This window comes from Salarchaeum japonicum (genome assembly GCF_049705945.1).
GTDB classification, from domain to species: Archaea; Halobacteriota; Halobacteria; order Halobacteriales; family Halobacteriaceae; genus Salarchaeum; species Salarchaeum japonicum_A.
The window spans coordinates 1121483-1133214 of record NZ_JBNAMV010000004.1 but is presented as its reverse complement, the minus strand read 5'-3'; the positions used below and the strand labels follow the sequence as shown (position 1 = coordinate 1133214).

The 11732-nt window shown below is 66.7% G+C and carries 8 protein-coding genes; 1 reads left to right on the top strand and 7 read right to left on the bottom strand.

Features of this window, described 5'->3' with window-relative positions; translation table 11 throughout:
- Window positions 1-77: 77 nt before the first annotated feature.
- From ACOZ4O_RS07785 to ACOZ4O_RS07765, 5 genes are all read right to left on the bottom strand, one after another.
- Window positions 78-926 (bottom strand): ABC transporter permease, encoded by an 849-nt coding sequence (locus ACOZ4O_RS07785; RefSeq protein ID WP_424524739.1) that lies wholly within the window; start codon window positions 924-926, stop codon window positions 78-80.
- The gene (locus ACOZ4O_RS07780) at window positions 923-1912 is read right to left on the bottom strand and encodes an ABC transporter ATP-binding protein (RefSeq protein ID WP_424524738.1); all 990 of its coding nucleotides are present in this window, start codon (window positions 1910-1912) and stop codon (window positions 923-925) included. The genes ACOZ4O_RS07785 and ACOZ4O_RS07780 overlap by 4 nt, the downstream gene beginning before the upstream one ends.
- 38 nt (window positions 1913-1950) lie before the next feature.
- Complete coding sequence (uvrB, locus tag ACOZ4O_RS07775) at window positions 1951-4002, bottom strand: excinuclease ABC subunit UvrB (RefSeq protein WP_424524737.1); 2052 nt, start codon at window positions 4000-4002, stop codon at window positions 1951-1953.
- 181 nt (window positions 4003-4183) lie between these two features.
- Window positions 4184-7150 carry a PKD domain-containing protein gene (locus tag ACOZ4O_RS07770; RefSeq protein WP_424524736.1) on the bottom strand — a complete coding sequence of 989 codons (2967 nt, stop codon included), beginning with the start codon at window positions 7148-7150 and terminating at the stop codon, window positions 4184-4186.
- Between the two features lie 132 nt (window positions 7151-7282).
- Window positions 7283-7720: a DUF2391 domain-containing protein gene (locus ACOZ4O_RS07765; RefSeq protein WP_424524735.1), complete on the bottom strand. Its 438-nt coding sequence runs from the start codon at window positions 7718-7720 to the stop codon at window positions 7283-7285.
- Between the two features lie 169 nt (window positions 7721-7889).
- Between ACOZ4O_RS07765 and ACOZ4O_RS07760 the strand changes: the two genes are divergently transcribed.
- Entirely contained in the window at window positions 7890-8567 is a 678-nt protein-coding gene (locus ACOZ4O_RS07760; RefSeq protein ID WP_424524734.1) for a class I SAM-dependent methyltransferase, read from the top strand.
- 139 nt (window positions 8568-8706) lie between these two features.
- On the opposite strand, the gene ACOZ4O_RS07755 is transcribed toward ACOZ4O_RS07760, so the two are convergent.
- The gene (locus ACOZ4O_RS07755; protein WP_424524733.1) at window positions 8707-10605 is read right to left on the bottom strand and encodes an ABC transporter permease; all 1899 of its coding nucleotides are present in this window, start codon (window positions 10603-10605) and stop codon (window positions 8707-8709) included.
- Window positions 10566-11684 carry a thiamine ABC transporter substrate-binding protein gene (locus ACOZ4O_RS07750; RefSeq protein ID WP_424524732.1) on the bottom strand — a complete coding sequence of 373 codons (1119 nt, stop codon included), beginning with the start codon at window positions 11682-11684 and terminating at the stop codon, window positions 10566-10568. Before ACOZ4O_RS07750 ends, ACOZ4O_RS07755 begins: the two co-directional genes overlap by 40 nt.
- Window positions 11685-11732: the final 48 nt, after the last annotated feature.

Genomic DNA, 11732 nt, shown 5'->3' with positions numbered 1-11732 from the left:
TCGGTTGTAGTCGACATAGCCAGCGTATACACCCGTATCGGTGGAAAAGTCTTGATATACGGGCGAAGCCTGACGAGTTATCCGAGTTCGGAGCGGCGGAAGGAGACGTAGCCGGCGAGCAGGCCGAGGCCGCCCCACGCGAGCATCACGAGAGCGTTGAACCACCGCTGGTCCTGGAGTTGCGCCGAGTCCTCACCGAACGTCCCTGCGAGCTGCGGGTACTGGTCGAACACGCCGCTGTAGACGGGTTCGGTCGCGAAGAGGTAGGCGGTCGCGGGGGAGAGCGAGTTGACGAACGACCGCGTGGAGTCCGTGATGGTCGTGCCGAACGTGGTCGCGACGGCGTCGAGCACGGTGCCGAGGTTGACGATGGGGAGGAACCCGAACCAGAACGGGACGAGCAGGAAGTACGCGCCGAACACGCCGAGCATCGCCCGGGAGCGCCGACTGGTCGCAGCGGACACGCCGACGAACAGGCCGGTGAGAGACACGCCGTAGAGCGCGGACACGGCGGCGAACGTAGCGAACCGCCCGATGCTCGGCGCGTTCTCGAACGTCGCGAACGCGACGACGAACCCGACCGCGAGCGCGACGACGACCGCGGCGAGCGTGACGCTCACGCGGGACGCGAACTTCCCGAGAACGTAGCCCGCTCGCGAGTTCGGGAGGCCGAGCACGTACTTGATGACGCCGGACTCCCGGTCGCCCGCGACCGCCAGGTAGGCGAGCGGCGCGACGAACAGCGGGAACACGAGGAACGTCATGAAGGACACGTCGAACAGCGTCCGATAGGGGTCGGGGTAGATGTTGCGCTCGGCGACGAACACGAGCGCGACGAGCGCCGCGAACACGCCGATGACGCCGAGCACGACGTACGAGCGCGCGGCGTTCTTCAGGTCGTCCCGGGCGACCGTGCGAATGCTCACGCCGACTCACCTCCGGCGTTCGCGACTGTTTCACTATTTCCGGTCGCCGCTTCGCCCTCGCTCTCGCCGTCGCTCGCTGGCGTTCCGTCCCCGTTCGTGTAGCGTTCGAAGAGGGTTTCGAGGGACGCGTCGTCGATGGTCACGTCCACGACGGATGCGGTGTCGTCGAGCGCGCGGAGCGCGGGCATCTTCGCCGCGGGTCGGGCGACTGTGAGTTCGACGGTGGCGTCGCGTTCGCTCACGGCGGTCACGCCCTCGACGGCTTCGACGGCCGCGAGGTTCGGCGTGCCGTCCACGTCCGCCTCGATGACCGATTCCGCGCTGAGTTCCGCGCGGAGGTTGTCGATGGTGTCGACGGCGACGAGTTCGCCGTCGCTCATGATTCCCACCCTATCGCAGACCTTCTCCACCTGTTCGAGGATGTGACTGGAGAAGAACACGGTCGCGCCGCGGTCGGCTTCCTCCTCGACGATGCGGCGCAGTCGCTTGATTCCCTCCGGGTCGAGGCCCGACGAGGGTTCGTCGAGCACGAGCAGGTCGGGGTCGCCGACGAGCGCGATAGCGAGGCCGAGGCGCTGTTTCATCCCCTTCGAGTACCCGCCGGTGCGGCGGCGCGCCGCTTCTTCCGTGAGGCCGACGCGTTCGATGAGTTCGTCGGGGTCGTCGCTCGCTCCTTTCGTCTCGATGGCGGACGCGACGTGCTCGCGGCCGGTGAGGTTCTCGTAGAGTTCGAGGCCGTCGGGGAGGAGGCCGGTGCGCTGGCGGACCGCCTGCGACTCTCGTGTGGCGTCGTGGCCGAGCACCGTCGCACTCCCCTCGCTCGGGTCGAGGAACCCGAGGAGCATGTCGATGGTCGTGGATTTCCCCGCGCCGTTCGGCCCGAGGAAGCCGTACACTTCGCCCGACTCGACGTCCAGGTCGAGGTCGTCGACGGCGACGAACTCACCGAACCGTTTCGTCAACGACGTGGTCTGGAGGGCTGACACAGCCGAGTGTTATCGACTCGGCCTATCAATCCACCGGACTACCAGTCGGCTTCGGGTTCGACGCCCGCGTCCTTCGCCTCGAAATCCCACTCCTCGCGGAGGTCGCGCACGCGGTCCCGGATGTCCGCCGCGAGCTCGAATTCGAGGTTGTCCGCGGCCTCCCGCATCCGCTCCTCCAGGACCTCGATGCGTTCGCGCGCTTCCTCCTCAGTGTCGGGGCCGTCGCCGGTCACGTCGCTCGTGTCGGTCTTCGCGCCGGGGAGGTTCGTCTCCGACACCGCCTTCTCTATCGTCTTCGGGGTCGCGCCGTGCTCCTCGTTGAACTCCTGCTGGATGCGGCGGCGGCGCTGCGTCTCCTCGATGGCTTCCTCCATCGCGTCCGTGGTCTCGTCCGCGTACAGGACGACTTCGCCGTTCACGTTCCGCGCGGCGCGCCCCATCGTCTGAATGAGGCTCGTGCGCGAGCGCAGGAACCCCTGCTGGTCGGCGTCCAGAATCCCCACGAGCGACACCTCCGGGATGTCGAGGCCCTCGCGGAGGAGGTTGATACCCACCAAGACGTCGAACTCGCCGAGGCGGAGGCCGCGAACGAGTTCGTGGCGCTCCAGCGTGTCCGTCTCGTCGTGCATGTACTCGACCGCCACCCCGGCTTCCTCAAGGTACTCGGTGAGGTCCTCGGCCATCCGCTTCGTGAGCGTCGTGACGAGCACGCGCTCGTCGCGCTCCGCTCGCGCCCGAATACGTTCCAGCAAGTCCTCCACTTGGCCTTCGGCGGGCGACACCTCGACCTGCGGGTCGACGAGGTGGGTCGGGCGAACGATCTGCTCCACGACGTTCCCGGATACGTCGCGCTCGTAGTCGCTCGGCGTCGCGGACACGTACAGCGTCTGGTCGGTCTTCTCCTCGAACTCCTCGAAACTCAGGGGACGGTTCTCGTACGCCGTCGGCAGCCGGAAGCCGTTCTCCACGAGGCTCTCCTTTCGGGACTTGTCGCCCGCGAGCTGGCCCTTGATCTGGGGGACCGTCCGGTGTGACTCGTCGATGACGGTGAGGAAGTCGTCCGGGAAGTAATCGAGGAGGGTGTAGGGCGCGTCGCCCTGCTCGCGGTCCGAGAAGTAGAGCGTGTAGTTCTCGATGCCCGAACAGTACCCGGCTTCCCGGAGCATTTCGAGGTCGAACGTCGTGCGCTCCTCGATGCGTTGGGCCGCCAGGAGGTCGCCCTGGCGTTCGAAGTGCGCGATGCGGTCGTCCATGTCGGTCTCGATGCGCTCGATGGCGTTCTCCAACCGCTTCTCGGGAATCGAGTAGTGCTCCGCCGGGTGGACGAGCACCGCCGGCTCCTCCGACTGCACCTCGCCCTCAAGCGGGTCTATCTTCCGGAGAGTGTCGATTTCGTCCCCCCAGAATTCCACGCGCACGGCGTACCGGCCGTACATCGGGAAAATCTCCACAGTATCGCCGCGCACTCTGAACGTGCCCTGCGTGAAGTCCACGTCGTTTCGCTCGTAGTTCAGGTCCACGAGCCGCCCCAGCAGTTCGTCCCGGTCTATCTCCTGGCCCCGCGACAGTTCGAGGCTCATGTCCACGTAGTTCGACGGGTCGCCGAGCCCGTAGATGGCGGACACCGACGCCACCACGATGACGTCGTCGCGCGTCAGCAGCGACCGCGTCGCGGAGTGCCGCAAGCGGTCGATCTCCTCGTTTACGGACGCGTCCTTGTCGATATATGTATCAGTTTGTTCGACGTACGCCTCCGGCTGATAGTAGTCGTAGTAGGAGACGAAGTATTCTACCGCATTATCCGGGAAGAGGTTCTTGAACTCCTCGTACAACTGCGCCGCGAGCGTCTTGTTGTGCGCGATGACCAGCGTCGGCTTCTGTATCTCCTCGACCGTCCACGACACCGTGTTCGTCTTCCCCGACCCCGTCACCCCGAGCAGCGTCTGCTTGTCCACACCGTTCTCGAACCCGCGCGCGAGCTGCTCGATGGCCTCGGGCTGGTCGCCTGCGGGCTCGAACGGCGCGTCCACGCGGAACGGCTGCTCCGCCTCCGGCCGGTCCGGCTGCAACGCACCCTCAGAATCACTCATTACCAGTTCCTAGGGACGCAGAAACGTAAGGACCGCGCCCGCCACACCCATCTCTCGCCGGTATTCTTCCTCCAGGTTTTCAGCCCTCACCGCCGTTCGGGCTGAAAAAGTGGAACGCAAGGACCGCGCCCATCGCACTCACGCAAGTACCCCGCTCACCGCGCCCGTCTCGGTCGCGTCGTCAGTCGCGGCGTGCGAGCAGGACGGCCGCGAGCAGACCGACCACTGCGACGGCGACGCCGAACCCGGGCACGCTCGCGGCCGACGTATCCTGCGTGGATGTGTTCGTCGTCCTCGACGTGGTTGTGGACTCCGTACCGGCGGTCATGGTGGTGTCGCTGGTCGTTGTAGTGCCGGTGGTCGTCGTGGTTGTCGTGTCCGTTCGAGTCGTGGACTGCGTGGTGGCTGTCGTCGTTTGCGTCGTCGTTGCTGTGGTTGTGGTCGTTGGTGTCGTGCTCGTCGCGGGGTCGGTGGTTGTCGTATCGGCTGGGTCGGTGTTCGTTGGCGTGTCCGCGGTGACGTCCACGGTGAGCGAAGCGGTCTCGGTGTTGCCCGCTTCGTCGGTGACGGAGAGCCTGACCGTGTAGGTACCGGCGTCCTCGTAAGCGTACGTCGTCGTTCGGTTGTCGACGACGGTGGGGCCGAGGTTCCACGTGTAGTCGGCGACGCCGGACGCGTCGTCGCTCGCGGTCTCGGGCGCGAACGTCACCGACTCCCCGATGTTGACTGTCCGGTCCGCGCCGACGGCGACGGTGGGGTCGACGGCGTCGAGCAGGAGGTCGTTCGAGGTGTTTGCGTCCACGGAGCCCTGGCCATCGCGCGCGGTGACGGTGACGGTCTCGTTCCCAGCGGTGTCGTCAGCGTCGACGGCGACGGTCGCGGCGTACGTGTCGCCGCTCTCGTGGGTGAGGGCGACGGTGCCCGCGCCGAACGCGGACGCGTCGGCGGTCACGCTCCCCACGTCACCCGTGACGTTCGCGGTGACGGTCACCGAGTCCGAGGCGTTCACGAGGCCGTCCGCGTTCGTCGCGTCCGCGAGCGTCGCGTTCGCCACGACGACGCCGGTCTGATTCCGGGTCGCGTTCGCGGTGAGCGTCCCGTCGAACGTGTTCATCCCCGTTGTCGCCGAGTCGAGTGCGAGCGTGTAGTTCCCGTCCGTGGCCACCGTGCGCGTGCCCTCGTACCGGAAGGGGTCGCTGGACGAGGTTTCGGCGAGGTCGCTCAGTTCGAGCGTGGCGTTCTCCGCACCCGAGAGGTCGAGGGACGCGCTGTCCAAGTCTGCGGTGGAGTTGAACCCGAACCGGAGGTCGCCGTCCGCGGTCGTGTCGAGCGTGAGCTTCCAGACCGTGAACCCGCGGTCGATGGTGGCGCCGTCCTCGTACCCCGGGCTCACCTTGTCGCCGTCGAGCGAGGTCGCGGACACGAGCGTGCCGTTGTACTCGCCGTTCGCGTCCGGCACGTACGTCTTCGCGTACCGGTAGCCGTCGGCGGTGTCGCTCTCGGTGAAGTCGTCGATGTCGAGCGTGCGGTTCGACGGCCCCGCGATATCGACGGTGGCCGCGCTCAGGCGTTCGTCCGCGCTGAACGCCACGCGGAGCTTTCCGGACTCGTTCGTGAGCGTGAAGTCCCACGTCTCCAGTTTCTGTTCGACCGTCACGGTCTCCGTGAGGTTTTCGTCGTCCGTCCCGGTGGGCGCGGACGCGGAGTCGAACGTCACGGTGTACGTCCCGTCGCTGCTCCCGTCGTACGTGCCGTTGTAGACGTAGGGCGCGCTCGAATCGCTCGTCGAGAACTCGGAGAGCGAGAGCGTCGCGTTCTCCGGACCGGAGATTCCGAGCGTCAGCGAGTCGAGTTCGTCCGTCGCCTCGAACGAGACGTTCAGGTCCTGGCCGGGCGCGGCGCTCGCGTTCAGGTCCGACACGTCGAACACCCGGTCGATCGTCGCGCTGTCGGTCAGGTCGGGGTTCGCGGTGTCGCCGTCTACCGATTCGCCGGATTCGAGCGTCCCCTCGTACGTCCCGTCCGCGGTCGGCGTGTAGTTCGCGACGTACGTGTGGTCAGCGCCCGACGACACCTCGTCGAAGTCCGAGAGCGACAGGTCGGTGCCGTCCGGCCCCGAGACGTTCACGGAGACGGACTGTAGGTCTTCCGTCGCGTCAAAGGATATCTGGAGACTGTTCGAGTCGTTCGACACTGAGAAGTTCGAGAATTCGAGGGGTTCGTCGGTGTCTTGAACCCACGCAATACCCGGTTTCTCCTTCACGTCAGTTCGAACCGTACCGGTCGACCCATCAAGCGTGACGTACTTGATGGTGTTCGCGGAGTTACTGCTGAAATAGAGGGCTTCGAGCGTCTCGTCACCAGTCCAGTTCACTGCCGCAACTGGAACCTTCTTTGCATCACTCGTGAGGGTCGTCTCCGTCCCGTTCATGTACGCAAGCTGGAGGTTTTTGTTGCCGTCCACGTACAGGAGGCGGGCGACGCCGTCATTGTTGAAGTCGCGCGGCGCGGCGATTTCACCGGGCTGGTTCGGTCCGAAACTCTTCTGGACGACGCCCGAGCTGTTGTAGTAATGGAACTGCTCGCCTTGGACGAACACGAGTTCAGCGGCGCCGTCGCCGGTGACATCCGCGACGCCAGCGACGGAGTGCGCGTCATACCCGGTTCCAACAGTCTGGGGCGTCCCGTTGTACGTCACTTTCTGCAGAGTGTTGTCGTCGTTCGCGAAGAAGACGGCGCGCGTCCCGTCCCCATTGAGGTCACCAACCGCGAATTTCGCCACCGCACCCGACGAACCAGTGGGGTTCGTTTTCGCGTTCGACGCGAGTTGTTTCTTTTCGCCGGTTCGGTCGATGACGTAGAGCGCGCCGTTGCTCGTCACATATGGGACTTCAGCGTAGTAGTCGCCGTCGAGGTCCTTCGCCGCGCCGACGACGTCCGCTGTCACGCCCATGTCGATTGTGTCGCCCGATTCGGTCGCGAGCGTGACGTTCCCCGTGCTGTCGTCGACGTACGCGAACTTCACGACCGGGTCGGTGTCACCGGTCGCTGCGGTCGCGTTCTGCGCGGCGATACCCGTCGCGACGGGGGCGGCAACGAGCATCGCGGCGAGGACGAGCACGGCCGCCCGCCCATTTCTCTGACTCATTTGTCAGTCGAACGCCACTCACACGGAAAGACCTTCTCGCCGATTTTACCCTTTTGAACGTTGTGGCAGCCGATATCGGGGCGTACGCCGGTGTCGGGGTTCCAGCAACTTCGACGGACAAATCAGGGCAGTTTAAAGGACGGAGTCCGCGGTTGCGGCACCGACGACGGAGAAAATCGCGCCCACGCACATCGCCTTCAGCGTGAGTACCGCGAGCGGCATCGCCTCCGCGGGCACGTCCGCCGCGCTCGCGAACGTCGACGGCGCGCCGAACGCGAACGCGAGCACGAGCACCGACCCGAACGCCACGAGCAGGAGGCTCACGAACCGCACCGGAACACCCCCGACCTCCGCCTCCTGGTCCGGGTCCCGGTCGGCGTCCGCCTTGTACAACGCCCCGTACCCGATACCCGACACGATGAGCACCGTCACGAGCACGTGATACCACCCCATTCCGCCAGCGAGCACCCACACCTCCTCGGTCACCACGAACGGCCCCGCCAGCAGGAACCCGCCCACGACCTGCTGGGCGGTGTCCGCGACCGCGTACCGTTTCCCTCGCCCGACCATACCAGCCACAGACTCACCACACTCAAGGCGCTTTCGGCGACCTCTCGCGTTGCTCGCGTGTTCTGCTCGCGGGTCACTTCGTTCCCCGCTCGCTTATTCGGAGAGCGCGAACAGCGTGAGCGCTCTCCGACACCACAACGGCTACTTATCACCTCGCCCTTCCCTTGGTATGAGCGTCCGCGAGGAGTTTGACGAGTGGGCGGCGTCGGGCCGCGACAAGGGCATGGAGGACCGACACTGGCACACCGCGAAGCACGTGCTGGCGCGGATGCCGGTCGAGGCGGGCGACACCGTCCTCGACCTCGGGACGGGGAGCGGGTACGCCGTCAGGGCGCTCCGCCAGCGCGACGTGGGCCGGGCGTACGGCTTGGACGGTGCGCCGGAGATGGCGCGGAACGCGCGCTCGTACACGGACGACGACCGCGTCGGCTACGTCGTCGGCGACTTCGGGAGTCTGCCGTTCGAGACGGACAGCGTCGACCACGTGTTCTCGATGGAGGCGTTCTACTACTCGGCGGACCCCCAGGAGACGCTGGAGGAAGTGCGGCGGGTGCTGCGGCCGGGCGGGACGTTCTACTGCGCGGTGAACTACTACGAGGAGAACACGTACTCGCACGCCTGGCAGGACTCCATCAGCGTCGACATGACGCGATGGAGTCGCGACGACTACCGGCGCGGATTCCGCGATGCGGGACTGTTCGTGGCGGAGCAGGACAACGTCCCGGACCGAGACATCCAGATTCCGGACGCCAGCGAGTTCCCCACGGAGTCGTTCGACACGCGCGAGGAGATGGTCGAACGCTACCGCAGGCTCGGCACGCTGCTCACGGTCGGCGTCGCGCCCTAACCACACCAGTTCCACTCGAAACAGGGGTTGTTCTGTGGGTCGGGTGGTGGGATATGCCACACAGTCCCGTCCCACGCACCCTCCCCATGGCTCGCGCTCCGCATCCCGTTCTCGCTCGACCTTCCCGTTTCGCGTGGAGTCACGGCCGATAGCGCCCGCCGACGTAGTCGATGACGACGAAACTCAGCGCCGTCACGACGAGCAGAACGGTCCCCATCGCGGCTGCGGGGCCGATGCTCGGGCCGGCCGTCCTGTCGACGAGGAAGCGCTTCAGCGCGACCGGCATCGTGTACGTGTTTTCGCCCGCGAGGATGATGGTGGAGTCGAACTCGCCGATGCTGATGGCGAACGCGAACGCCGCGCCCGCGACGACACCGGGCCAGACGAGCGGGAGTTCGACGTCCCAGAGCGCGCGGGCGCGGTCCGCGCCGAGGCTGCGCGCCGCCTCGACGAGGCGAGAATCGATGTTTCCGAGCATCGGCGCGACGTTCCGCACGACGAACGGGTAGCCGGCGACCGCGTGCGCGAGCACGACCACTGCGGGGCCGACGACGCTCACTCGGTACGGCCCGATGTCCACGCCGAACACGAGTCCCTGGAGCAGTCCGAACCCGACGACGACGCCGGACACCGCGATGGGCGCCATCAGGACTGTGTCACCGAGTTTGCGGAAGCGGCCGCCGCGCGTGCTGAACGCCGCGACGACGACGCCCATCGGGAGCGCGACCGCGAGCGCGCCGAGGCCGAACAAGAGGGAGTTCCGAACCGCCACGGACGGCTCCGTCCGACTCCCCTGTCGCTCGACGAGCAACCGCCACCACTCGAGCGTCGGGTCCGAGACGCCGCCGACGCTCGCGAGGACCATGCTCACGAGCGGCAGGACGAACACGACGAGCACGACGACGCCGTACGCCGCGACGCCCGCCCGCCTGAGCCAGTCGTGTAGCGTGTCCGCCGAGAACAGGCGCTCGCGCGGGAGCGGTTTGCCCGTGCCGCTGCTCGCGCGACGCGCCTCGTACCGGAGGTAGACGTACATGAAGAACAGGGAAAAGGCGGTTTCGAGCGTGCCGAGCGCGGCCGCGGTCTCGTAGTCGAGCTGGTTCACGCTTGCGTACAGCCAGACCTCGACGGTCGCGAGCCGCAGGCCGCCGAGCCCGAGGACGATGGGGAACGTCATGAACGTGAAGATGAACGTGAGGAGAGCGCTCGCGGCGAGCGCGGGCAGTAGCTGCGGGAGCACCACGTCCGTGAACGACCGCAGTCGGCCCGCGCCGAGGCTGCGCGCGGTCTCGACGGCGTTCGCGTTCACGTTCTCCCACGCCGTCCCGACCATCCGCGTCACCAGCGGCGCGTTGTAGAACGCGTGTGCGACGAGGACGAGTTCGAGCGTGTACAGCATCTCCACTCGCTCCAGGCCGAGCGCGGCGAGGACGTTGTTCACGGTGCCGAACGTCCCGAACGTCGCCACGAACCCCGCGACCACCATGATGGACGGCAGGACGAACGGCAGGATGGTGAGCGACTTCAGAGTGCGCCGGCCCGGGAACTCGAAGCGCGCGAGGACCCACGCGCCCGGCAGGCCGACCAGCACGCTCAACACCGTTGAGAGCACGGCCTGGTACGCGGTGAAGCCGAACAGTCCGAAGTCGACGTTGCCGGCGTCGTGCACGAGGACGACGAACGGCGGGCGGGAGACGACTGCGGGGCGTGCGGTCGCGAGGAACTCGACGGTCCACGCGGCGGCGTCGCCGGGCACGCGCAGCGGCGCTTCGAACAGCGTGTGCGCCGCGCCGAGGAAGAACGGGTCCGAGAGAACGCCTAGCAGCACGTCGGGCGTCACCGCGGCCAGCGGGTCGGCGAGCGCGTCGAAGACGCCGTAGCCGTCGCGGAGCACGGCGTTCTCGAACACCGTCCAGACCGGATAGTAGAAGACGACGAGCAGGACGAGCAGGGTCGCCAGCCCGGCCGCGGCGAGCAGCGCTCGCGCCGGTGTCGGCGCTAGCTGCTCGCTATCTGGCGCGCCCACTCGTTTATCCATCCGTCGAGGTTTCCTGCGAGTTCCTCGTACGTAAACGTCACCGGCTCCGGCGGCTCGTGCGCGTACTGGTCGTACTCGTCGGGGAGGTCAGCCGTCGTCGTCGCCGGGAACTGGACGTTGTTCACCGCGATGTTCGCCTGCGCCTCGTCCGTGAGCACGAAGTCCATGAACGCCGCCGCCGTCTCCGGCTGGTTCGTGTCCGCAAAGCGCGCCATCGCCTCGGGGTTCGCGTACCCTTGGTCGTTCAGGAACCCGATCTGGTGGCGGGGGAGTTCGTCCTCGCCGTGGTAGTACACTTGGTCGGTGGAGTAGGAGACGACCATCGGTCGCTCCCGGTTCATGAATGCGTTGTAGGCCGGCTGCCAGTCGTCGAGGATGCGCACGTCGTTGTCCGCGAGGTCCTGCCAGTAGTCGAGGTAGTTCTCCGGCCCCATCTCGTGAATCGTCCAGAGGAGGAACGCCCGCCCGGGGTCGCTCGTTTGCGCGTTCTCCGCGAGCAGCGCGCCCTCGTAGGCGGGAGTGGTGAGGTCGTCGAACGTCTGCGGTTCCTCGATTTCCGTGCTGTCGTAGACGAGGCTGATGTAGCCCGTGTCGTAGGGGAGCGCGCGGCGCTCGGGGTCGATCTGGAGGCCGTCCTTGATGCGGTTCGCGTTCGCGAGGCCGTCCGGCGTGTCGAACAGCCGCGCGTTCGGGAGTTGTTCGTCAACGCGGACGAGTTCGCCCGTGTTCAGGCCGACGAAGAGGTCGGCGTCGATGCCCGCGCCCTGCTTCTTCCGGCTGATGAACTCGTTGACGCCGTTCGAGGGCGCGGTGAACTCGATTTTCGTGTCGTGTTCGGCCTCCCACGCCTGCTTCAGCCAGTTCCCGGCGGTGCCGTCGTCCCCGAAGAAGGAGTCGTAGGTCGCCACCGTGAGGGGTTCGTCGGGCTCGCTGGTCGTGCCGGTGGTCGTCCCGCCGGTCGTTCCCTCGGTTGTGCCGTCGGTGGTCGTTCCGTCGTTCGAGTCAGTGACGTTCAGACAGCCGGCGAGGCCAGCGATGGCCGCCGCGCCGCCGGTTTTGAGGTACGTGCGCCGCTTCATTACTCGGTTGTTTCACTGGGTGGTACATAAATCGGGCGCTTCCGGACC